20 protein-coding genes are annotated in these 23,910 nt (G+C 54.3%); 19 read left to right on the plus strand and 1 reads right to left on the minus strand.

Translation table 11 applies throughout. From position 1 onward, the window contains the following. Positions 1-505: 505 nt before the first annotated feature. From sdhC to sucD, 8 genes are all read left to right on the plus strand, one after another. The gene (sdhC, locus tag AAER43_RS06385; protein WP_050862830.1) at positions 506-910 is read left to right on the plus strand and encodes a succinate dehydrogenase cytochrome b556 subunit; all 405 of its coding nucleotides are present in this window, start codon (positions 506-508) and stop codon (positions 908-910) included. Further along, positions 904-1,251, plus strand: coding sequence for a succinate dehydrogenase membrane anchor subunit (sdhD, locus tag AAER43_RS06390; protein WP_057057586.1), 348 nt, complete (start codon positions 904-906; stop codon positions 1,249-1,251). Before sdhC ends, sdhD begins: the two co-directional genes overlap by 7 nt. Then, positions 1,251-3,017 (plus strand): succinate dehydrogenase flavoprotein subunit, encoded by a 1,767-nt coding sequence (gene sdhA / locus AAER43_RS06395; protein WP_014883036.1) that lies wholly within the window; start codon positions 1,251-1,253, stop codon positions 3,015-3,017. Before sdhD ends, sdhA begins: the two co-directional genes overlap by 1 nt. A 15-nt stretch (positions 3,018-3,032) precedes the next feature. After that, positions 3,033-3,749, plus strand: a complete 717-nt coding sequence (gene sdhB, locus AAER43_RS06400) for a succinate dehydrogenase iron-sulfur subunit SdhB (RefSeq protein ID WP_050862812.1) — start codon at positions 3,033-3,035, stop codon at positions 3,747-3,749. Between the two features lie 238 nt (positions 3,750-3,987). Then, positions 3,988-6,795, plus strand: a complete 2,808-nt coding sequence (gene sucA / locus AAER43_RS06405) for a 2-oxoglutarate dehydrogenase E1 component (protein ID WP_014883038.1) — start codon at positions 3,988-3,990, stop codon at positions 6,793-6,795. 14 nt (positions 6,796-6,809) lie between these two features. Further along, complete coding sequence (gene odhB, locus AAER43_RS06410; RefSeq protein ID WP_050862811.1) at positions 6,810-8,033, plus strand: 2-oxoglutarate dehydrogenase complex dihydrolipoyllysine-residue succinyltransferase; 1,224 nt, start codon at positions 6,810-6,812, stop codon at positions 8,031-8,033. Between the two features lie 83 nt (positions 8,034-8,116). After that, entirely contained in the window at positions 8,117-9,283 is a 1,167-nt protein-coding gene (sucC, locus tag AAER43_RS06415) for an ADP-forming succinate--CoA ligase subunit beta (RefSeq protein WP_006809579.1), read from the plus strand. Further along, positions 9,283-10,152, plus strand: coding sequence for a succinate--CoA ligase subunit alpha (gene sucD / locus AAER43_RS06420; protein WP_008501094.1), 870 nt, complete (start codon positions 9,283-9,285; stop codon positions 10,150-10,152). The genes sucC and sucD overlap by 1 nt, the downstream gene beginning before the upstream one ends. An 83-nt stretch (positions 10,153-10,235) precedes the next feature. On the opposite strand, the gene AAER43_RS06425 is transcribed toward sucD, so the two are convergent. Continuing rightward, positions 10,236-10,952 carry a GntR family transcriptional regulator gene (locus tag AAER43_RS06425; RefSeq protein WP_050862810.1) on the minus strand — a complete coding sequence of 239 codons (717 nt, stop codon included), beginning with the start codon at positions 10,950-10,952 and terminating at the stop codon, positions 10,236-10,238. 171 nt (positions 10,953-11,123) lie between these two features. Between AAER43_RS06425 and mngA the strand changes: the two genes are divergently transcribed. The 11 genes from mngA to tolB all read left to right on the plus strand — a co-directional run bounded on the left by mngA (position 11,124) and on the right by tolB (position 23,901). Next, on the plus strand, positions 11,124-13,040 hold the full coding sequence (mngA, locus tag AAER43_RS06430) for a PTS 2-O-a-mannosyl-D-glycerate transporter subunit IIABC (RefSeq protein WP_057057587.1): 1,917 nt from the start codon (positions 11,124-11,126) through the stop codon (positions 13,038-13,040). A gap of 23 nt (positions 13,041-13,063) precedes the next feature. After that, complete coding sequence (gene mngB, locus AAER43_RS06435) at positions 13,064-15,694, plus strand: mannosylglycerate hydrolase (RefSeq protein ID WP_050862808.1); 2,631 nt, start codon at positions 13,064-13,066, stop codon at positions 15,692-15,694. A gap of 671 nt (positions 15,695-16,365) precedes the next feature. Beyond that, the gene (gene cydA / locus AAER43_RS06440; protein ID WP_014883043.1) at positions 16,366-17,934 is read left to right on the plus strand and encodes a cytochrome ubiquinol oxidase subunit I; all 1,569 of its coding nucleotides are present in this window, start codon (positions 16,366-16,368) and stop codon (positions 17,932-17,934) included. A gap of 15 nt (positions 17,935-17,949) precedes the next feature. After that, positions 17,950-19,089 carry a cytochrome d ubiquinol oxidase subunit II gene (cydB, locus tag AAER43_RS06445; protein ID WP_014883044.1) on the plus strand — a complete coding sequence of 380 codons (1,140 nt, stop codon included), beginning with the start codon at positions 17,950-17,952 and terminating at the stop codon, positions 19,087-19,089. A 14-nt stretch (positions 19,090-19,103) separates the two neighbouring features. Next, the gene (gene cydX, locus AAER43_RS06450) at positions 19,104-19,217 is read left to right on the plus strand and encodes a cytochrome bd-I oxidase subunit CydX (protein ID WP_003858598.1); all 114 of its coding nucleotides are present in this window, start codon (positions 19,104-19,106) and stop codon (positions 19,215-19,217) included. Then, on the plus strand, positions 19,217-19,507 hold the full coding sequence (gene ybgE, locus AAER43_RS06455; RefSeq protein ID WP_010428735.1) for a cyd operon protein YbgE: 291 nt from the start codon (positions 19,217-19,219) through the stop codon (positions 19,505-19,507). Before cydX ends, ybgE begins: the two co-directional genes overlap by 1 nt. Positions 19,508-19,655: 148 nt before the next feature. After that, positions 19,656-20,060, plus strand: a complete 405-nt coding sequence (gene ybgC, locus AAER43_RS06460; RefSeq protein WP_003858593.1) for a tol-pal system-associated acyl-CoA thioesterase — start codon at positions 19,656-19,658, stop codon at positions 20,058-20,060. Beyond that, positions 20,057-20,749 (plus strand): Tol-Pal system protein TolQ, encoded by a 693-nt coding sequence (tolQ, locus tag AAER43_RS06465; protein WP_008501101.1) that lies wholly within the window; start codon positions 20,057-20,059, stop codon positions 20,747-20,749. Before ybgC ends, tolQ begins: the two co-directional genes overlap by 4 nt. A 3-nt stretch (positions 20,750-20,752) precedes the next feature. Further along, positions 20,753-21,181: a colicin uptake protein TolR gene (gene tolR, locus AAER43_RS06470; protein WP_003858589.1), complete on the plus strand. Its 429-nt coding sequence runs from the start codon at positions 20,753-20,755 to the stop codon at positions 21,179-21,181. A gap of 28 nt (positions 21,182-21,209) precedes the next feature. Continuing rightward, positions 21,210-22,478, plus strand: a complete 1,269-nt coding sequence (gene tolA, locus AAER43_RS06475) for a cell envelope integrity protein TolA (protein WP_050862807.1) — start codon at positions 21,210-21,212, stop codon at positions 22,476-22,478. A gap of 130 nt (positions 22,479-22,608) precedes the next feature. Beyond that, a complete protein-coding gene (tolB, locus tag AAER43_RS06480; protein WP_013097529.1) occupies positions 22,609-23,901 on the plus strand; it encodes a Tol-Pal system beta propeller repeat protein TolB in 1,293 nt (430 codons plus the stop codon). Positions 23,902-23,910: the final 9 nt, after the last annotated feature.

Raw genomic sequence — 23,910 nt, forward strand, 5'->3', positions numbered from 1 at the left:
CGCCTTGCAGGTAAACGAATGAAATATCAGTGAAACAACAGCAAATCAGCGTTTTTGCAGTCCGAATTATTCAAACCTGTATATCACTAATAACTGTCCTGATAACTTCGGTCAATACCATCACACTGTTACATAACTATTTGTCAGGTGAAAGAGAGACCTCATAACTTTTGCGCATTATATGCCTTTTCTGATGACGTTTGTAACAATATTGTTTAACATTTGTCAAATCAGATGATTAAAAATTAAAAAGATGTTGTTATCGTGACCCTGATCACTGTTCCAGAGAAAACCCGACAAACTGTATGTAGGTTAATTGTAATGATTTTGTGAACGGCCTATACTGCCGCCAGGTCTCCGGAACACCCTGCAATCCCGAGCCACCCAGCGTTGTAATGTGTCGTTGAAGCATCTGGAAGCATTGTTTTGCATGACGCGCAGTTATAGAAAAGGAACGCTGCTTGACCCGCATCGCAGTCCGGAGGAAGGAAACAATAAGAACAGCATGTGGGCGTTATTCATGATAAGAAATGTGAAAAAACAAAGACCTGTCAATCTGGATCTGAAAACGATCCGGTTCCCCGTAACAGCAATAGCGTCCATTCTGCACCGTGTTTCAGGTGTAATTACGTTTGTGGCGGTCGGCATTCTGCTGTGGTTACTGGGTACCAGCCTCTCCTCCCCTGAAGGATTCCTCCAGGCCTCTGCCATCATGAACAGCTTCTTCGTGAAATTCATCATGTGGGGCATTCTGACCGCGCTGGCGTACCACGTCGTCGTGGGTGTTCGTCATATGCTGATGGACTTTGGCTACCTGGAAGAGTCGTTCGAAGCCGGGAAACGCTCCGCTAACATTTCATTTGTGATTACTGTCGTGCTTTCACTTCTCGCAGGAGTTCTCGTATGGTAAGCAACGCCTCCGCATTAGGACGCAACGGCGTACATGACTTCATTCTTGTCCGTGCTACCGCCATCGTTCTCACCCTTTACATCATCTATATGATTGGTTTCTTCGCGACCAGCGGTACGCTGACGTGGGAAATCTGGAGTGGGTTCTTCGGATCCGCCTTCACCAAAGTGTTCACCCTGCTGGCGCTGTTCTCCATCCTTATTCATGCGTGGATTGGTATGTGGCAGGTGTTGACCGATTACGTTAAACGGCTGGCGATTCGCCTTCCTCTGCAGCTGGCCATTGTCGTTGCACTGGTGGTTTACGTTATTTATGGATTCGTTGTGGTGTGGGGTGTGTAATGAAACTGCCAGTCAGAGAATTTGATGCTGTTGTGATTGGTGCCGGTGGCGCAGGTATGCGTGCCGCACTGCAAATTTCCCAGAGCGGCCAGACCTGTGCGCTGCTCTCTAAAGTGTTCCCGACCCGTTCCCACACAGTATCCGCGCAGGGCGGTATTACCGTTGCGCTGGGTAACTCCCATGAAGATAACTGGGAATGGCACATGTACGACACGGTAAAAGGTTCCGACTACATCGGCGACCAGGATGCCATCGAATATATGTGTAAGACCGGCCCGGAAGCGATTCTGGAGCTGGACCACATGGGGCTGCCGTTCTCCCGTCTGGAAAACGGCACCATCTATCAGCGTCCGTTTGGCGGCCAGTCGAAAAACTTCGGCGGCGAGCAGGCGGCACGTACCGCAGCGGCGGCTGACCGTACCGGCCACGCACTGCTGCACACCCTGTATCAGCAGAACCTGAAAAACCACACCACCATCTTCTCCGAGTGGTATGCGCTGGATCTGGTGAAAAATGCCGATGGCGCAGTGGTCGGTTGTACCGCGCTGTGTATCGAAACCGGTGAAGTCGTTTACTTCAAAGCCCGCGCAACCGTGCTGGCCACCGGCGGTGCAGGCCGTATTTACCAGTCCACCACCAACGCCCACATCAACACCGGTGACGGTGTCGGCATGGCAATCCGCGCAGGCGTGCCGGTTCAGGATATGGAAATGTGGCAGTTCCACCCAACCGGTATCGCCGGTGCCGGCGTTCTGGTAACAGAAGGCTGCCGTGGTGAAGGCGGCTACCTGCTGAACAAACACGGCGAACGCTTCATGGAGCGTTATGCCCCGAATGCGAAAGACCTGGCGGGTCGTGACGTGGTGGCGCGTTCCATCATGATCGAAATCCGTGAAGGCCGCGGCTGTGATGGCCCATGGGGTCCACACGCGAAGCTGAAACTCGACCATCTGGGTAAAGAGGTGCTGGAATCCCGTCTGCCGGGCATTCTGGAGCTGTCTCGTACCTTCGCACACGTCGACCCGGTGAAAGAGCCAATTCCTGTTATCCCAACCTGCCACTACATGATGGGCGGTATTCCGACCAAAGTGACCGGTCAGGCGTTGACCGTGAACGAGCAGGGCGAAGATGTGGTTATTCCTGGCCTGTTCGCCGTAGGTGAAATTGCCTGCGTATCCGTTCACGGCGCAAACCGTCTCGGCGGCAACTCGCTGCTGGACCTGGTGGTATTCGGCCGTGCAGTCGGTCTGCATCTGCAGGAATCCATTGCCGAGCAGGGCGCGCTGCGTGACGCGACCGACGACGAAATTGATGCCTCTCTTGAGCGCCTCAACCGCTGGAACGGCAACCGTAACGGCGAAGATCCGGTGGAAATCCGTAAAGCACTGCAGGAATGCATGCAGCATAACTTCTCGGTATTCCGCGAAGGTGACGCAATGGCCAAAGGTCTTGAGCAGCTGAAAGCGATCCGCGAGCGTCTGAAAAATGCCCGTCTGGATGACACCTCCAGCGAGTTCAACACCCAGCGCGTTGAATGCCTGGAGCTGGATAACCTGATGGAAACTGCGTTCGCGACCGCGATGTCGGCAAACTTCCGTACCGAGAGCCGTGGCGCGCATAGCCGCTTCGACTTCCCGGATCGTGATGACGAAAACTGGCTGTGCCATTCCCTGTATCTGCCAGAGTCGGAATCCATGACGCGTCGTAGCGTCAACATGGAACCGAAACTGCGTCCGGCGTTCCCGCCGAAGATTCGTACTTACTAATGCGGAGACAGGATAATGAAACTCGAATTCTCAGTTTATCGTTATAACCCGGATGTTGATGATGCTCCGCGTATGCAGGACTACACCCTGGAAGTGGAAGAAGGTCGCGACATGATGCTGCTGGATGCGTTAATCCAGCTGAAAGAAAAAGATCCGACACTGTCGTTCCGTCGCTCCTGCCGTGAAGGGGTCTGCGGCTCTGATGGCGTGAACATGAACGGCAAAAATGGCCTGGCCTGCATCACGCCAATTTCCGCGTTGCAGCGTCCTGGTCAGAAAATTGTTATCCGTCCTCTGCCAGGCCTGCCGGTCGTGCGTGATTTGGTGGTAGACATGGGGCAATTCTATGCACAATATGAGAAGATTAAGCCTTACTTATTGAATAATGGGCAAAATCCACCCGCTCGCGAGCACTTACAGTCTCCTGAGCAGCGTGAAAAACTCGATGGGTTGTACGAGTGTATTCTCTGCGCATGTTGTTCAACGTCCTGTCCGTCGTTCTGGTGGAACCCGGACAAGTTTATCGGCCCGGCCGGTCTGCTGGCTGCCTATCGCTTCCTGATCGATAGCCGCGACACCGAAACCGAGAGTCGTCTGGAAGGACTGAGTGACGCTTTCAGCGTATTCCGCTGCCATAGCATCATGAACTGCGTCAGTGTATGTCCGAAGGGACTGAACCCGACGCGCGCCATCGGCCATATTAAGTCGATGCTGCTGCAGCGCAGTGCGTAAGTAAAAACGCCGGATGGCGCTGCGCTTATCCGGCCTACGTAACAGTAGGCCCGGTAAGCGTAGCGCCACCGGGAAAATTGCAGAAACCTTTAAAAACTGCCCTGAAGTTTAGACAGTTTCTAAAGGTTCCTTCGCGGGCCAAATGAAAAGAGCTCGCAGGTGAACCCCGGCACGTACACGTGGTGTGCGTGGTAGTTTCTACGGCGAAAGTAAGCATAAAAATGCTTAAGGGATCACGATGCAGAACGGCGCAATGAAAGCCTGGCTGGACTCTTCTTTCCTTTCTGGTGCGAACCAGAGCTGGATTGAACAGCTCTATGAAGACTTCTTAACCGATCCTGACTCAGTGGACGCAAACTGGCGTTCCATGTTCCAGCAGTTGCCTGGCACAGGGGTCAAACCGGATCAATTCCATTCCAAAACACGTGATTATTTCCGTCGTCTGGCGAAGGATGCCTCACGTTACTCTTCTGCGATTTCCGACCCTGACACCAATGCGAAGCAGGTTAAAGTCCTGCAGCTTATCAACGCTTATCGCTTCCGTGGTCACCAGCATGCGAATCTCGATCCGCTGGGACTGTGGCAGCAAGAACGTGTGGCCGATCTCGATCCGGCGTATCACGATCTGACCGAGGCCGATTTCCAGGAAAGCTTTAACGTAGGTTCTTTTGCCATCGGCAAAGACACGATGAAGCTGGGCGAACTCATTGATGCGCTCAAGCAAACCTACTGCGGCTCCATCGGCGCGGAATACATGCACATTACCTCTACCGAAGAGAAACGCTGGATCCAGCAGCGTATCGAATCCGTAGCGGGCCATGCGAATTTCTCAGCAGACGAGAAAAAACGTTTCCTTGGCGAACTGACTGCAGCAGAGGGCCTTGAGCGCTATCTGGGCGCGAAATTCCCGGGCGCAAAACGCTTCTCGCTGGAAGGCGGCGACGCGCTGGTGCCGATGCTGAAAGAGCTGATTCGTCATGCAGGCAAGAGCGGTACCCGTGAAGTGGTACTGGGCATGGCGCACCGTGGTCGTCTGAACGTCCTGGTCAACGTGCTGGGTAAAAAACCGCAGGACCTGTTCGACGAATTTGCGGGCAAACATAAAGAGCACCTCGGCACCGGCGACGTGAAGTACCACATGGGCTTCTCGTCTGATATCGAAACCGAAGGCGGTCTGGTTCACCTGGCGCTGGCGTTTAACCCGTCACACCTGGAGATCGTCAGCCCGGTGGTTATCGGTTCCGTGCGAGCGCGTCTGGATCGTCTGGACGAGCCAAGCAGCAACAAAGTGCTGCCAATCACCATTCACGGTGATGCGGCGGTAACCGGGCAGGGCGTGGTTCAGGAAACCCTGAACATGTCGAAAGCGCGTGGTTATGAAGTGGGCGGTACCGTTCGCATCGTGATCAACAACCAGGTGGGCTTCACCACCTCTAACCCGCTGGATGCCCGCTCTACACCATATTGCACCGACATCGGTAAAATGGTTCAGGCGCCGATCTTCCACGTGAACGCGGACGATCCGGAAGCTGTCGCTTTCGTTACCCGTCTGGCGCTGGACTTCCGTAATACCTTCAAACGCGATGTGTTCATTGACCTCTTCTGCTACCGCCGTCACGGCCACAACGAAGCGGATGAGCCAAGTGCAACCCAGCCGCTGATGTATCAGAAAATCAAAAAACACCCGACGCCACGCAAAATCTATGCTGACAAGCTGGAAAGCGAAAAAGTGGCGACGCTGGAAGATGCGACCGAACTGGTCAACCTCTACCGCGATGCGCTGGATGCGGGTGAATGCGTAGTGAAAGAGCTGCGTCCGATGAACATGCACTCCTTTACCTGGTCGCCGTACCTCAACCACGAGTGGGATGAGAGCTACCCGAACAAGGTTGAGATGAAGCGTTTGCAGGAGCTGGCTAAACGCATCAGCACCGTACCAGACGCTATCGAGATGCAGTCTCGCGTGGCGAAAATCTATGCTGACCGTCAGTCCATGGCAGCAGGTGAGAAGCTGTTTGACTGGGGTGGCGCGGAAACGCTGGCTTATGCAACGCTGGTTGACGAAGGCATTCCTGTGCGTCTGTCCGGCGAAGATGCGGGCCGTGGTACCTTCTTCCACCGTCACGCTGTGGTTCACAATCAGTCTAACGGTTCAACCTATACCCCACTGCAGCACGTCCACAACGGTCAGGGTCAGTTCAAAGTCTGGGACTCCGTACTGTCTGAAGAAGCGGTACTGGCCTTCGAATACGGCTACGCCACCGCTGAACCACGCACCCTGACCATCTGGGAAGCGCAGTTCGGTGACTTCGCCAACGGTGCGCAGGTCGTTATCGACCAGTTCATCTCCTCCGGCGAGCAGAAGTGGGGCCGCATGTGTGGTCTGGTCATGCTGCTGCCGCACGGTTATGAAGGTCAGGGTCCGGAGCACTCCTCCGCGCGTCTGGAACGCTATCTGCAACTTTGCGCTGAGCAGAACATGCAGGTTTGCGTGCCGTCCACTCCGGCTCAGGTCTACCACATGCTGCGTCGTCAGGCACTGCGCGGTATGCGCCGTCCGCTGGTGGTCATGTCTCCGAAATCCCTGCTGCGCCATCCGCTGGCGGTATCCAGCCTGGATGAGCTGGCAAACGGCACCTTCCTGCCAGCCATCGGTGAGATTGACGAGCTGGATCCGCAGGCCGTGAAGCGTGTGGTGATGTGTTCTGGTAAGGTTTATTACGACCTGCTGGAACAGCGCCGTAAGAACGATCAGAAAGATGTCGCCATCGTGCGTATCGAACAGCTTTATCCGTTCCCGCATCAGGCGATGCAGGAAGTGCTGAAACCTTACGCTCACGTTCATGATTTTGTCTGGTGCCAGGAAGAGCCGCTTAACCAGGGCGCATGGTACTGCAGCCAGCATCATTTCCGTGAAGTGATTCCATTTGGGTCCGCTCTGCGTTACGCAGGTCGCCCGGCCTCCGCCTCTCCGGCGGTAGGGTATATGTCCGTTCACCAGAAGCAGCAACAAGATCTGGTCAATGACGCGCTGAACGTCGATTAATTAAAGGATACATAATGAGTAGCGTAGATATTCTTGTTCCCGACCTGCCTGAATCTGTAGCAGATGCGACCGTCGCTACCTGGCACAAAAAACCAGGCGATGCCGTTAAGCGCGATGAAGTGCTGGTAGAAATCGAAACTGACAAAGTGGTACTGGAAGTACCGGCTTCGGCGGATGGCGTACTGGACGCGGTGCTGGAAGATGAAGGTACGACCGTCACCTCTCGTCAGATCCTGGGTCGCCTGCGTGAAGGCAACAGCGCGGGTAAAGAGTCCAGCGCCAAGTCTGAAGAGAAAGCCTCTACGCCGGCTCAGCGCCAGCAGGCTTCTCTGGAAGAACAGTCTAACGACGCCCTCAGCCCGGCGATCCGTCGCCTGCTGGCTGAACATAACCTTGACCCGGCTGCCATCAAAGGCACCGGTGTGGGTGGCCGTCTGACGCGTGAAGACATCGACAAGCACCTGGCGAAAGCACCTGCTCAGGCAGAAGCGAAAGCCCCTGCGGCAGCGCCAGCAGCAGCTCAGCCTGCTCTGGGTGCCCGTAGCGAAAAACGCGTCCCAATGACGCGCCTGCGTAAGCGTGTAGCCGAGCGTCTGCTGGAAGCGAAAAACTCCACCGCGATGCTGACCACCTTCAACGAAGTGAACATGAAGCCAATCATGGACCTGCGTAAGCAGTACGGTGACGCGTTTGAAAAACGTCACGGTATCCGTCTGGGCTTTATGTCCTTCTACGTGAAGGCTGTCGTTGAAGCGCTGAAACGCTACCCGGAAGTGAACGCGTCCATCGATGGCGATGACGTGGTTTACCACAACTATTTCGACGTCAGCATGGCGGTTTCTACCCCACGTGGTCTGGTCACCCCGGTTCTGCGTGATGTGGATACCCTGGGTATGGCTGACATCGAGAAAAATATCAAAGAGCTGGCTGTTAAAGGCCGCGACGGCAAGCTGACCGTAGACGACCTGACCGGCGGTAACTTCACCATTACCAACGGCGGCGTATTCGGCTCGCTGATGTCTACCCCGATCATTAACCCGCCGCAGAGCGCGATCCTGGGTATGCATGCCATTAAAGATCGTCCGATGGCGGTAGACGGTAAAGTTGAGATCCTGCCAATGATGTACCTGGCGCTCTCTTACGATCACCGCCTGATCGACGGCCGCGAGTCCGTGGGCTTCCTGGTTGCCATTAAAGAGCTGCTGGAAGATCCAACGCGTCTGCTGCTGGACGTGTAGTTTTGCAGTCTTGCCCGGCGGCGTATGGCTGCCGGGCCACTAAAAGCACTACCTAACGATTACCTGAAGGATGGATAGAACACATGAACTTACATGAATATCAGGCCAAACAGCTGTTTGCCCGGTATGGCTTACCGGCTCCGGTGGGTTATGCCTGTACTACCCCGCGTGAAGCAGAAGAAGCCGCATCTAAAATCGGTTCCGGCCCGTGGGTAGTTAAATGTCAGGTTCACGCTGGTGGCCGTGGTAAAGCGGGCGGTGTGAAGGTTGTTAAGAGCAAAGAAGAGATTCGTGCGTTTGCTGAACATTGGCTCGGCAAACGTCTGGTGACCTACCAGACAGATGCGAACGGCCAGCCGGTTAACCAGATCCTGGTTGAAGCAGCGACCGATATCGCTAAAGAGCTGTACCTGGGCGCGGTTGTTGACCGTAGCTCCCGTCGCGTGGTGTTCATGGCGTCTACCGAAGGCGGCGTGGAAATCGAAAAAGTGGCGGAAGAAACCCCACATCTGATCCACAAAGTGGCGATCGATCCGCTGGCAGGCCCAATGCCTTACCAGGGTCGCGAGCTGGCGTTCAAACTGGGTCTGGAAGGCAAGCTGGTTCAGCAGTTCACCAAGATCTTCATGGGTCTGGCGACTATCTTCCTGGAGCGCGACCTGGCGCTGATCGAGATTAACCCGCTGGTGATCACCACCCAGGGCGATCTGATCTGCCTCGACGGCAAACTGGGCGCTGACGGCAACGCGCTGTTCCGCCAGCCGGATCTGCGCGAAATGCGCGACCAGTCTCAGGAAGACCCGCGTGAAGCACAGGCTGCACAGTGGGAGCTGAACTACGTGGCGCTGGACGGCAACATCGGCTGTATGGTCAACGGTGCGGGCCTGGCAATGGGCACCATGGACATCGTTAAGCTGCACGGTGGTGAGCCAGCGAACTTCCTCGACGTGGGCGGTGGCGCAACCAAAGAGCGCGTGACCGAAGCGTTCAAAATCATCCTCTCTGACGACAATGTTAAAGCGGTTCTGGTTAACATCTTCGGCGGCATCGTTCGTTGCGACCTGATCGCCGACGGTATCATTGGTGCGGTAGAAGAAGTGGGTGTTAACGTTCCGGTGGTTGTACGTCTGGAAGGTAACAACGCTGAACTCGGCGCGAAAAAACTGGCTGACAGCGGCCTGAATATTATTGCAGCGAAAAGTCTGACGGATGCAGCTCAGCAGGTTGTTGCCGCAGTGGAGGGGAAATAATGTCAGTTTTAATTAATAAAGATACCAAGGTTATCTGCCAGGGCTTCACCGGTAGCCAGGGGACTTTCCACTCCGAACAGGCGATTGCCTACGGCACGCAGATGGTTGGCGGCGTCACGCCAGGTAAAGGTGGCACCACGCACCTGGGCCTGCCGGTGTTCAACACCGTGCGTGAAGCCGTAGAAGCGACGGGCGCAACCGCGACCGTTATCTACGTTCCGGCACCGTTCTGCAAAGACTCCATTCTGGAAGCGATCGATGCGGGCATCAAACTGATCATCACCATCACTGAAGGTATCCCGACGCTGGATATGCTGACCGTGAAAGTGAAGCTGGATGAAGCCGGCGTGCGCATGATCGGCCCGAACTGCCCGGGTGTTATCACGCCAGGAGAATGCAAAATCGGCATCATGCCGGGTCACATCCACAAGCCGGGCAAAGTGGGCATCGTGTCCCGTTCCGGTACCCTGACCTATGAAGCCGTTAAGCAGACCACCGATTACGGCTTCGGCCAGTCCACCTGTGTGGGCATCGGCGGTGACCCGATCCCGGGCTCTAACTTCATCGACATCCTGAAACTGTTCCAGGAAGATCCACAGACCGAAGCGATCGTGATGATTGGTGAGATCGGTGGTAGCGCGGAAGAAGAAGCGGCTGCTTACATCAAAGAACACGTGACCAAGCCGGTTGTCGGTTACATCGCGGGTGTGACCGCGCCGAAAGGCAAGCGTATGGGTCACGCAGGGGCGATCATCGCCGGTGGTAAAGGTACGGCTGACGAGAAATTCGCAGCGCTCGAAGCCGCAGGCGTGAAAACCGTTCGCAGCCTGGCGGATATCGGCGAAGCACTGAAATCCATCATTAAGTAAGTCCTCTCTGCTCCCCGACAGGGGAGCGTTGAAGTAAAAAAATGTCCGTTTCGACATGGTTGGCCGCTGAAAAGCGGCCTTTTTTATTGCCTGCGTTTGGCAACGAGCGTGAACTTGTAATCGTCGGTATTGAAGACGTTGCGACTGTATTCAAATACCCGTCCGTCCTTCAGGAAACCGCGGGAGGCTTTTTCCAGGATCGGTTTGGCCGGATCGAGCGCCAGCGCGGCGATCGCCTCCTCTGATGGCATGATCGGCACCAGCTCCTGCTCGCTGCGATCTATAACCATCTTTTTGATCTGCTCGACGTAGTGGTATTTCGAATTTTCCATCACGTCCCAGGTGAGGTCGGGGAACATTGCCAGCGGCATCCATGTCTCTTCCAGGTTAACCGGCTTCTGCTTGATGAAGCGTACGCGCTTCACGTGCCAGACTTTATCCTCCGGATTGATGGCCAGCGTTGCCGCAAGCCGCTCATCGGCTTTCACCACTTCAAAAATTTTAACATCACTGTGCGTATCGACGTTTCGGTCCGCCAGCTTTTCGTAAAAACCGGTGAGCTGGTAGATATCGTAATTTACGCGTTCCTCTTTTACATAAGAGCCGCTGCCCTGAATGCTTTCGATAATCTGCTCATCAGCCAGCAGTTTCAGGGCCTGCCGGACGGTGACACGGCTAACGCTGAACGTCTCCTGAAGGCTGGACTCCGTCGGGAGCGCGTCACCGGGTCTTAACTCCCCGGCGTTAATTTTCTCGCGAAACGCATCGGCTATCTGCCGGTACATCGGTTTATTACCCATTTGATTGCGCCTGCTTAATACCTTTTCAGGGAATTATGCATTCAACTGATGATTTGTAAATAATACAAATAAAATACAAATTAGCTTATTAGTGAAAGTGATCACGTACATGTATTATAATGTCTGCCAGAATCCATCCCAGACAATAACGATCTAAATGTGAGGATCACTATGAACCTGACGACCCTGACCGATCCGCGTGCAGTTTGCGTTCAGGCGCGGTTTTCCTACCGGGATGAGGCAATCCGTCAGCTTGCGACACGTCTGGTGGCGCTGGGCAAAATCGCTGATGCCGATGCTTTTCTTAAAGAAGTTTTCCATCGGGAATCGCTTGGCCCCACCGCCCTGGGCGAAGGGCTGGCGGTGCCCCACGGTAAATCAGCCGTCGTGAAAGAAGCGGCCTTCGCCGTGGCAACGCTGCGCGAACCGCTGGAGTGGGAAGGCGTGGACGGACCGGAAGAGGTTGAGCTGATTTTTCTTCTCGCCATTCCTCCTGCCGAAGCGGGGTCGACACATATTCAGGTACTGACGGAACTGACGTCTCGCCTGGCGGATGACGATCTCCGGGCGCGCGTGATGGCAGCCACCACGGCGGAAGATGTGCTTGCTGCACTGGAAGCGCCCCCTGAAGCGCAAGAGGCCGCCGTTGCGGTGAATGCCCCGACGATCGTTTGCGTTAGCGCCTGTCCGGCTGGAATTGCGCATACCTATATGGCTGCGGAATACCTGGAAAAAGCGGGACGCAGGCTGGGCGTCAACGTGGTGGTCGAAAAGCAGGGGGCGAACGGCATTGAGGGGCGCATCACTGCGCAGCAGTTGAAGGAGGCGAAAGCATGCATTTTTGCCGCAGACGTGGCGATCAAAGAGCGTGAGCGTTTTCAGGGGATCCCCGCGATTTCCGTCCCCGTTGCGGAGCCCCTGCGCCATGCTGAAGCGCTAATTGAGCGCGCACTGGCGCTACGGCCTTCATCCGATGCGGGTCATGAGTACGTCGATACCGAAACGAAAACGGGCGTAAAAAGTGAGCTCAAACAGGCGCTCCTCAGCGGGATCTCCTTTGCGGTGCCGCTGATCGTCGCTGGCGGTACGGTGCTGGCTTTGTCGGTACTGCTGGCGCAAATCCTGGGCTTGCAGCACTTGTCCGACCAGGAAAACTCGTGGCTGTGGATGTACCGCAAGCTTGGCGGCGGCATGCTCGGAATTTTGATGGTTCCCGTTCTGGCCGCGTATACCGCTTACTCGCTGGCGGATAAACCCGCGCTGACACCGGGATTTGCTGCTGGTCTTGCTGCCAATATGATCGGCTCCGGTTTTCTGGGGGCTATCGTGGGCGGCCTGATCGCGGGTTACCTGATGCGCTGGGTGAAAAATCACATCCGCCTGAGTAGCCGCTATAACGGCTTTTTAACCTTTTATCTCTATCCGGTCATTGGCGTGCTGGGGGCGGGTAGCCTGATGCTGTTTGTGATCGGCGAACCGGTGGCCTGGCTTAATAACACGCTCACCGTCTGGCTTAATGGTCTGTCCGGTGCGAATGCGCTGCTCCTGGGGGCGATCCTCGGCTTTATGTGTTCATTTGATTTGGGCGGGCCGGTCAACAAAGCCTCTTACGCGTTTTGCCTGGGCGCGATGGCGAACGGCGTATACGGTCCCTATGCCATCTTTGCCTCCGTCAAAATGGTCTCGGCCTTTACCGTGACGGCGTCAACGATGCTGGCTCCGGGACTGTTTAAACCGTTTGAAATTGAAACCGGTAAATCAACGTGGCTGCTCGGACTCGCGGGCATTACCGAAGGGGCGATTCCGATGGCGATAGAAGATCCCCTTCGCGTCATTGGCTCTTTTGTGCTCGGCTCCATGGTAACCGGCGCGATTGTTGGGGCGATGGGGATCGGGTTGTCTACCCCGGGGGCGGGTATTTTCTCTCTCTTTTTACTTCACGACGCAGGGCTGACTGGTGTGGTTGCCGCGGCGGGCTGGTTTGGCGCGGCGCTGCTGGGGGCCGCTATCTCCACGTTTATTCTGCTGCTCTGGCGACGCCAGGCGGTAAAAAAGGGCAAATACGTCACTGAAGACGCCATACGGTAAAAACTCACACACAGGAAACGAAGATGAAAGCTGTATCTCGCGTTCATATCACACCGCATATGCACTGGGACCGTGAGTGGTATTTCACCACCGAAGAGTCACGTATTCTTCTGGTCAATAATATGGAAGAGATCCTGACCCGCCTGGAGCAGGATGACGAGTATAAATATTACGTCCTTGATGGGCAGACGGCGGTGCTGGAGGATTATTTTGCCGTCGTGCCTGAAAACCGCGCGCGCGTGAAGGCCCTTGTCGAGCGCGGAAAACTGATTATTGGCCCCTGGTATACCCAGACTGATACCACCCTCGTCAGCGGCGAGTCGATCGTCCGCAACCTTATGTATGGCATTCGCGACTGTATGGCGTTCGGCGAGTCGATGAAAATCGGCTATCTGCCGGATTCATTTGGTATGTCCGGTCAGCTTCCGCATATTTATAACGGGTTTGGCATAACGCGGACCATGTTCTGGCGCGGCTGCTCGGAACGACACGGAACCGATAAAACGGAATTTCTCTGGCAGAGCCAGGACGGCAGCGAAGTGACGGCACAGGTGCTGCCGCTGGGCTACGCGATTGGTAAGTACTTACCGGAGGACGAAGCGGGGCTGCGAAAGCGGCTCGACAGCTATCTCGAGGTGCTGGAAAGCGCCTCCGTCACCAAAGAGATTTTGCTGCCCAACGGTCACGATCAGATGCCGCTGCAGCAGAATATTTTTGCAGTAATTGACAAGCTGCGAGAAATCTATCCCCAGCGTCAGTTTGTGATGAGTCGGTTCGAAGAGGTATTTGACCACATCGATGCGCACCGCGATGAACTGGCGACGGTAAAAGGGGAGTTTATCGACGGGAAATACATGCGCGTTCACCGGACAATCGGCTCTACGCGCATGGACATCAAAATCGCCCATGCGCGTATTGAGAACAAAATTGTCAATATCCTCGAGCCGCTGGCGACCCTTGCCTGGACGCTGGGCTTCGATTACCACCACGGTCTGCTGGAGAAAATGTGGAAAGAGATCCTCAAAAACCACGCTCACGACAGCATCGGTTGCTGCTGCAGCGACAAAGTGCATCGTGAGATTGTCTCCCGCTTCGAACTGGCTGAAGACATGGCAGACAACCTGGTGCGTTTCTATATGCGCAAGATTGTCGACAACATGCCGCAAAGCGATGCCGATAAGCTTGTGATGTTCAACCTGATGCCCTGGCCGCGTGAAGAGGTGATGAACACCACCATCCGACTGCGTGCCAGCCAGTTCCGTTTGCGGGATGATAAAGGTAACGAGATCCCGTATTTCATTCGCAGCGCACGCGAACTCGACCCCGGTCTCATCGACCGACAGATTGTCCATTACGGCAATTACGAACCGTTTATGGAGTTTGATATTCAGCTCAGCCAGATACTGCCATCGATGGGGTACCGTACGTTGTTTATCGAACCGAACGTGGCCGGGAAGCAGCGCGCAGCGGTGAAAAACACAGAATCCTTACTTGAAAATGCGTTCTGGCAGGTTGATTTCAATGAAGACGGCACGCTGCGCCTGCGTGACAAAGAAACCGGGCTGATTTATGACCGCGTACTGGAAATCGAAGAGAGTTCGGATGATGGCGATGAGTACGACTACTCGCCTGCCCGGGAAGAGTGGAGGCTCACTTCAGCACAGGGTGAGCATCAGGTTGAGGTGACGCATGAAGGCTGGCAGAGCAGGGCGGTGATCCGTCATCGGATCGCTGTTCCGGCTAATCTGGCCGAACGCACGGCGCGTCAGAGGAACGGTTCTCTCAGCGCTGAGTGTGAAATCACGCTTAGCCACAACAGCAGACGCATTGATGTGGCGGTTCGTCTGGACAATCAGGCTGACGACCACCGCGTTCGCGTGCTGATCCCAACGCCGTTTACAGCCCAGGAGGTGTTAGCGGATACGCAGTTTGGTACGGTCACGCGTGCTGCGCAGGATCCCGCCATGCAAAACTGGCAGGAGGAGGGCTGGAAAGAAGCGCCGGTTCCCGTCTGGAACTTACTCAATTACGCCGTCCTGCAGGAGAAACGAAACGGGCTGGCGCTGTTCACCGAGGGACTGCGCGAATTTGAAGTGGTGGGCGAGGATAAAAAAGCCTTTGCCGTAACCTTGTTGCGTGGCGTGGGGCTACTCGGCAAAGAAGATTTGCTGTTGCGTCCCGGCAGACCATCAGGGATCAAACTGCCCGTTCCTGACTCCCAGGTTCGGGGCGCGTTAAGCTGTCGCTTTAGTCTCTTCAGTTTCAGCGGTACGCCGGAAAATGCGGGTGTCGCGCAGCAGGCTAAATCGTGGTTAACGCCCGTACAGTGCTACAACAAAATTCCCTGGGATGCCATGAAACTGAACCGCGCACCGTTTACCACGCCGGAAAGTTACAGTTTGTTAGCGCTTTCGCCAACGGGATGTGTGCTCAGTGCTCTCAAAAAGGCGGAAGATCGTGATGAGCTTATTCTTCGTCTGTTTAACCCGTCAGCGTCCAGCGCATGTGATGCGACGTTATCTGTGAATCCGACGGTGAAACGGTGCTGCGAAACGGACATGAATGAACAGGTGTTAGCGCAGCATGAAGGCGAGGGCATTGCCGGGGTATTCAGGCCTGGACAGTCACGCACCTTTAGCGTGCTTGTCGGCTGAAAACAGTGATAAAAGGCTGCAGCGTTAGCGGCCTTTTTTCATTGAATAATCACACCGTGGTGTTAACTTATGGGGTGATAAAGGTAAATTAAATGTAATTTCTAAGGGTTGCAGAAAAGCAATGGAAAAATAATCTGGCTCGACTACGCTTTATTGTTGGTCGCGCTTGAAAAGGACAATTTCTCTCGCGTTAATAAAAATCACTTCTGTTTATATTTTTTCCTTCTTCGATAACCTATCACATCCTTGTATGTACATATCGTTAACATGGTTTTTACCATTCTCACCGCGATTAAACATGATTAACATTGCTGCTGGTTTTTGATTTAAATCAATGTTTAATCCTTGGAAAAAGGCGTTGAAAAGCGCTAAATTGTTCCCGATCAAAATGGCCGAAAAGTGGTAATTTTGCTATAAATTGATCGCCGTCGAAAAACGTAAATGTGATTCAATAAAAACCTGTTTATTGTAAGGGTTTTGCAGCGTATTATATTTGCGGGATCAATTTGAGTTTTTTATTAACCTATTTGTAACCTGACGTCATCGTTTTTATCCTTCTTCAGGGTAATAACGACGACCAGGATGCGAATAATTTGTATTGGGGCATGCGTGTGGATCTCTTCTGACGGGGTTCACTCTCGGAGTCTTCATGCGATGAGCAAGGAGTCATAATGTTAGACGTAGTCGAACTGTCGCGCTTACAGTTTGCCTTGACCGCGATGTACCACTTCCTGTTTGTGCCGCTGACGCTCGGTATGGCGTTCCTGCTGGCCATTATGGAAACGGTTTACGTCCTCTCCGGCAAACAGATTTATAAAGATATGACCAAGTTCTGGGGCAAGTTGTTTGGTATCAACTTCGCACTGGGCGTGGCCACCGGTCTGACCATGGAGTTCCAGTTCGGGACTAACTGGTCATATTATTCCCACTATGTAGGGGACATCTTCGGTGCGCCGCTGGCCATTGAAGGTCTGATGGCCTTCTTCCTCGAATCCACCTTTGTAGGTCTGTTCTTCTTCGGCTGGGACCGTCTGGGTAAAGTTCAGCATATGGCCGTCACCTGGCTGGTGGCATTAGGTTCGAACCTGTCCGCGCTGTGGATCCTGGTGGCGAACGGCTGGATGCAGAACCCCATCGCGTCTGATTTCAACTTCGAGACCATGCGTATGGAGATGGTCAGCTTTGCCGAGCTGGTCCTGAACCCGGTTGCACAGGTGAAATTCGTTCACACCGTGGCTTCTGGTTACGTGTGCGGCGCGATGTTCATTCTGGGCATCAGCTCTTACTACATGCTGCGCGGTCGTGACTTCGCCTTTGCTAAGCGCTCCTTTGCTATCGCTGCAAGCTTCGGTATGGCTGCCATCCTCTCTGTTATCGTTCTGGGTGATGAATCCGGTTACGAAATGGGTGACGTGCAGAAAACCAAACTGGCTGCAATCGAAGCTGAATGGGAAACTCAACCCGCGCCTGCTGCCTTTACGCTGTTCGGTATTCCCGATCAGGACGCGCAGGAAAACCGCTTCGCGATTCAGATCCCTTACGCGCTGGGTATCATCGCCACCCGTTCTGTTGATAAGCAGGTCACTGGTCTGAAAGAGCTGATGGTTCAGCACGAAGAGCGTATCCGTAACGGTATGAAAGCCTACTCGCTGCTGGAACAGCTGCGTGCCGGTTCGACCGATCAGGCGGTACGTGACCAGTTCAACGACGTGAAGAAAGATCTGGGTTACGGTCTGCTGCTGAAACGCTATACCCCGAACGTTTCTGATGCGACGGAAGCGCAGATCCAGATGGCGACCAAAGACTCCATTCCGCGTGTTGCGCCACTGTACTTCGCATTCCGTATCATGGTGGGCTGCGGCATCATCATGCTGCTGATCATTGCGGCTTCCTTCTGGTCCGTCATTCGTAACCGCATCGGCGAGAAAAAATGGCTGCTGCGCACGGCGCTGTACGGTATTCCACTGCCGTGGATCGCTATCGAATCCGGCTGGTTTGTTGCGGAGTATGGCCGTCAGCCATGGGCCATTGGTGAGGTACTGCCAACGGCGGTAGCGAACTCTTCCCTGACTGCAGGCGACCTGATCTTCTCCATGCTGCTGATTTGCGGTCTGTACACCCTGTTCCTGGTGGCTGAACTGTTCCTGATGTTCAAGTTCGCGCGCCTTGGCCCAAGCAGCCTGAAAACCGGTCGCTATCACTACGAGCAGTCCACTGCGACTACTCAGCCGGCACGCTAAGACAGGAGTCATCAAATGATCGATTATGAAGTATTGCGTTTTATCTGGTGGCTGCTGATTGGCGTTCTGCTGATCGGTTTCGCTGTCACCGATGGTTTCGACATGGGGGTGGGGATGCTCACTCGTTTCCTCGGTCGTAATGACACCGAGCGTCGAATCATGATCAACTCCATCGCCCCGCACTGGGACGGTAACCAGGTGTGGCTGATCACCGCAGGCGGCGCGCTGTTTGCTGCCTGGCCGATGGTCTACGCGGCTGCGTTCTCCGGCTTCTATGTGGCGATGATTCTGGTGCTGGCCTCTTTATTCTTCCGTCCGGTCGGTTTCGACTACCGTTCCAAGATTGAAGACACCCGCTGGCGCAACATGTGGGACTGGGGCATCTTCATTGGTAGCTTCGTTCCACCGCTGGTGATCGGCGTGGCGTTCGGTAACCTGTTGCAGGGTGTACCGTTCCACCTGGACGAATACATGCGTCTTTACTACACCGGTAACTTCTTCCAGTTGCTGAATCCGTTTGGTCTGCTGGCGGGTGTGGTGAGCGTAGCGATGATCATCACGCAGGGCGCAACATACCTGCAGATGCGTACTGTGGGTGAACTGCACCTGCGTTCCCGTGCGACGGCTCAGGTTGCTGCACTGGTGACGCTGGTCTGCTTCGCACTGGCAGGCGTATGGGTGGTGTACGGTATTGATGGTTATGTCGTGACGTCTGCGATCAACCATACGGCACCATCTAACCCGCTGACCAAAGAAGTGGCGCGTCAGGCTGGCGCATGGCTGGTGAACTTCAATAACATGCCTGCGCTGTGGGCGATCCCGGCTCTGGGTGTACTGCTGCCGCTGCTGACCATGCTGACGTCTCGTCTGGAGAAAGGCGCGCTGGCGTTCCTGTTCTCCTCGCTGACCCTGGCGTGCATCATCCTGACGGCGGGTATTGCCATGTTCCCATTCGTCATGCCATCCAGCACCATGCTGAATGCTAGCCTGACCATGTGGGATGCAACCTCCAGCCATATGACGCTGAACTTAATGACTTACGTTGCTTGCGTGTTCGTTCCGATTGTTCTGGCTTACACCATCTGGTGTTACTGGAAAATGTTCGGTCGTATCACCAAAGAACATATCGAAAGCAACACCCACTCTATGTACTAAGTAAGGAGCTGAATATGTGGTATTTCGCATGGATTTTAGGGACGCTTCTTGCCTGTGCTTTTGGTGTCATCACCGCCCTGGCGCTTGAGCATGTTGAAGCGACGAAAGCGGGTGAAGAAAAACACTGATGAATATTATCGCGACGCTTTACGCGGTAATGGATAAGCGCCCGTTACGGGCGCTTTCTTTAGTGATGGCATTACTGCTGGCAGGCTGCATCTTCTGGGACCCGTCGCGTTTCGCGGCAAAAACCAGCGAACTGGAAATCTGGCATGGCTTCCTCATTATGTGGGCAGTGTGTGCTGGGGTGATCCACGGCGTGGGCTTTCGTCCGAAAGCGGTACACTGGCAGGGCATTTTCTGCCCGCTGATTGCCGATCTGGTTCTCCTCGCCGGTTTGATTTTCTTCTTCTTCTGAATAAGAAATGTCCTATAACGATATGGGCTTACCCGAGCCCATAAAAATTTACTCTCCGTTTACTTTCTCCCATTCCAAACCATCTTTCCCGCGCGTATAGTAGCGAAGTTTGAAAGCTCCAACTTTTCTTGTATTACTGGGATGTAAAGTGAATACAACGCTGTTTCGATGGCCGGTTCGTGTCTATTACGAAGATACCGATGCCGGTGGTGTGGTTTACCACGCCAGCTACGTTGCTTTTTATGAACGGGCACGCACAGAGATGCTGCGCCATCATCACTTTAGTCAACAGGTGCTGTTGGCTGAGCGAGTTGCCTTCGTGGTACGCAAGATGACGCTTGAGTATTTTGCGCCTGCCAGACTCGACGACATGCTCGAAGTCCAAACTGAAATTACATCAATGCGCGGGACCTCACTGGTTTTCACGCAGCGGATAGTCAACGCAGAGAACACCGTACTGAACTCAGCTGAAGTACTGATTGTTTGTGTTGATCCAACCATAATGAAGCCTCGTGCGCTTCCTAAGTCTATTGTCGCGGAGTTTAAGCAGTGACTGACATGAATATCCTTGATTTGTTCCTGAAGGCAAGCCTTCTGGTTAAACTTATCATGTTGATTTTGATTGGTTTTTCAATCGCATCCTGGGCCATCATCATCCAGAGAACGCGTATCCTCAATGCTGCTGGCCGTGAAGCGGAAGCGTTTGAAGATAAGTTCTGGTCGGGTATTGAGCTTTCTCGCCTGTATCAGGAGAGCCAGGGGCGCCGTGAAAACCTGACCGGCTCCGAACAAATTTTCTATAGCGGCTTCAAAGAGTTTGCTCGCCTGCATCGCGCAAATAACCATGCGCCGGAAGCGGTTGTGGAAGGCGCTTCTCGTGCGATGCGTATCTCCATGAACCGTGAGCTGGAAAATCTTGAAACGCACATTCCTTTCCTCGGTACTGTCGGCTCCATCAGCCCGTATATCGGCCTGTTTGGTACAGTATGGGGGATCATGCACGCCTTTATCGCGCTGGGTGCGGTGAAGCAGGCGACGTTGCAGATGGTTGCACCGGGTATCGCTGAAGCACTGATTGCGACCGCTATCGGTCTGTTTGCGGCAATCCCGGCGGTAATGGCTTACAACCGCCTGAACCAGCGCGTGAACAAACTGGAACTGAACTACGACAACTTTATGGAAGAGTTCACTGCGATTCTGCACCGTCAGGCGTTTACCAGCACCGAGAGCAACAAGGGGTAAACCATGGCCAGATCGCGTGGACGAGGTCGTCGCGAGCTCAAGTCCGAAATCAATATCGTTCCACTGCTGGACGTCCTGTTGGTACTGCTGCTGATCTTTATGGCAACAGCGCCAATCATAACCCAGAGCGTGGAGGTGGATCTGCCGGATGCGACAGAATCACAGGCGGTGAGCACCAATGACGATCCTCCGGTCATCATTGAAGTTTCCGGCGTAGGGCAGTACAGCGTGGTGGTAGAAAAAGATCGTATGGATCAGCTCCCACCGGAGCAGGTGATAGCTGAGGCGCAGCGTCGCCTGGAGTCAAATCCGAAAACGGTCTTCTTAATCGGTGGCGCGAAAGACGTACCCTACGATGAAATTATTAAAGCGCTGAACTTGCTACATAGTGCGGGTGTTAAGTCAGTTGGCTTAATGACTCAACCTATTTGATCATCCGCGTAGTTTTTGGGAACCGATAGTGTCAAAGGCAACCGAACAGAACGACAAGCTTAAGCGAGCGATAATCGTCTCCGCAGTGCTGCACGTGATTCTTTTTGCAGCGCTGATCTGGAGTTCGTTCGATGAGCATATTGATGCATCAGGCGGCGGTGGAGGGTCTTCCATCGATGCCGTTATGGTGGATCCCGGTGCGGTAGTGCAAAACTATAATCGCCAACAGCAGCAGAAGGCGAGTGCAAAACGGGCTGATGAACAGCGTGAAAAACAGGCGCAACAGCAAGCGGAAGAGCTGCGTGAAAAGCAGGCCGCGGAGCAGGAACGTCTGAAGCAGCTTGAGAAAGAACGTTTGCAGGCGCAGGAAGCGGCGAAAGAGCAGGCGGAACAGCAGAAGCAAGCTGAAGAGGCCGCGAAAAAAGCGCAGGAGCAGCAAAAGCAGGCGGAAGAAGCGGCCGCTAAAGCCGCAGCGGATGCCAAAGCGAAGGCTGATGCCCAGGCAAAATTAGCGGCTGAAGCAGCGAAGAAAGCGGCTGCCGATGCCCAGAAAAAAGCTGAAGCCGAAGCCGCGAAGAAAGCCGCTGCTGATGCTCAGAAGAAAGCCGAAGCCGAAGCGGCGAAGAAAGCGGCTGCTGACGCTCAGAAGAAAGCTGAAGCCGAAGCGGCGAAGAAAGCCGCTCAGGAAGCAGAGAAGAAAGCAGCGGCTGACGCTGCGAAGAAAGCGGCTGCTGCCGAGAAGGCCGCGGCTGAAAAAGCGGCTGCGGCTGAAAAAGCTGCTGCTGATAAAAAAGCGGCTGCCGAGAAAGCTGCAGCAGATAAAAAAGCGGCTGCCGATAAGAAAGCTGCGGCTGAAAAAGCCGCTGCCAAAAAGGCCGCTGCTGATAAAGCGGCTGCGGCTGCCGGCGTCGACGATTTACTGGGCGACCTGAGTTCAGGTAAGAACGCACCAAAAGCGGGTGGCGGGGCGAAAGGGAACGGTCAGCCGTCTAAAGACAGCGGGACCTCCGGCGCCAACGGCGGGGCAACGGGTGCAGATATCAGCGCTTATGCGAAGCAGATTCAGGTGGCGATCCAAAGCCGTCTGTTTGATGCGGGCCTGTATCAGGGCAAACAGTGCGTGCTGCATATCAATCTTGCCCCAGATGGACGGTTGAAAAGCGTCACTTCTGAAGGGGGCGATCCTGCGCTTTGCCAGGCAGCGTTAGCTGCAGCAAGATCGGCGAACATTCCTAAACCGCCGAGTGAGGCTGTTTACGATAAGATAAAAGATGCCAAACTAGACTTTAAGCTGTGATCGTCTTTCCTTTGGGAAGTATAGAAAACCGACTATTGTCATAGCCAGGATCGTGTAGTTTTGTCTATTTGAGTTTGTTAACATTCTGCTAAATTATCGTGGGTAAGGTTACCCGGATAAGGGAGATATGATGAAGCAGGCATTACGTGTAGCATTTAGTTTTTTAATGCTGTGGGCAGCTGTGCTGCACGCAGAAGTACGTATCGAGATCACCCAGGGGGTGGACTCGGCACGCCCAATCGGTGTTGTTCCGTTCCAGTGGGCCGGTCCTGGCGCTGCACCTGAAGATGCCGGTGGCATCGTGGCGGCTGACCTGCGTAACAGCGGTAAATTCAACCCGTTAGATCGTTCTCGTCTGCCTCAGCAGCCGGGCAGTGCACAGGAAGTACAGCCTGCTGCATGGTCTGCGCTGGGTATTGATGCGGTCGTTGTGGGTCAGGTTACCCCTAACCCGGACGGCTCTTACAACGTGGCCTGGCAGCTGGTAGATACCGGCGGTGCACCGGGTACCGTTCTGGCACAGAACTCCTACAAGGTCACTAAACAGTACCTGCGCTACGCGGCTCACGCGGCCAGCGATGCGGTATTCGAAAAACTGACCGGCATTAAAGGTGCGTTCCGTACCCGTATTGCTTATGTGGTGCAGACCAACGGCGGTCAGTTCCCGTATGAGCTGCGCGTCTCTGACTACGACGGCTACAACCAGTTCCTGGTGAAACGTTCTTCCCAGCCGCTGATGTCTCCAGCCTGGTCTCCGGACGGTTCTAAACTGGCATACGTGACTTTCGAGAGCGGTCGTTCTGCGCTGGTTATCCAGACGCTGGCTAACGGTGCTGTGCGTCAGGTAGCGTCGTTCCCACGTCACAACGGTGCGCCTTCCTTCTCTCCGGACGGCTCTAAACTGGCCTTTGCGCTGTCTAAAACCGGTAGCCTGAACCTGTATGTGATGGATATTGGCTCTGGCCAGATCCGCCAGGTGACCGATGGTCGCAGCAACAACACCGAACCTTCATGGTTCCCGGACAGTCAAAACCTGGCGTTTACCTCTGACCAGGCTGGCCGTCCACAAATCTATAAAGTAAACATCAACGGCGGTGCTCCGCAGCGTATTACCTGGGAAGGTTCGCAGAACCAGAACGCAGACGTGAGCAGCGACGGTAAATTCATGGTAATGGTCAGCTCCAACGGTGGGCAGCAGCACATTGCCAAACAAGATCTGGTAGCGGGTGGCGTTCAAGTTCTGTCGTCAACGTTCCTGGATGAAACGCCAAGTCTGGCACCTAACGGCACTATGGTAATCTACAGCTCTTCTCAGGGGATGGGATCTGTGCTGAATCTGGTTTCTACAGATGGGCGTTTCAAAGCGCGTATTCCGGCCACTGATGGACAGGTAAAATCACCTGCCTGGTCGCCGTATCTGTAAATAATAATT

It is taken from the genome of Enterobacter sp. FUJ80071 (assembly GCF_038739915.1).
Taxonomy (GTDB): domain Bacteria; phylum Pseudomonadota; class Gammaproteobacteria; order Enterobacterales; family Enterobacteriaceae; genus Enterobacter; species Enterobacter kobei.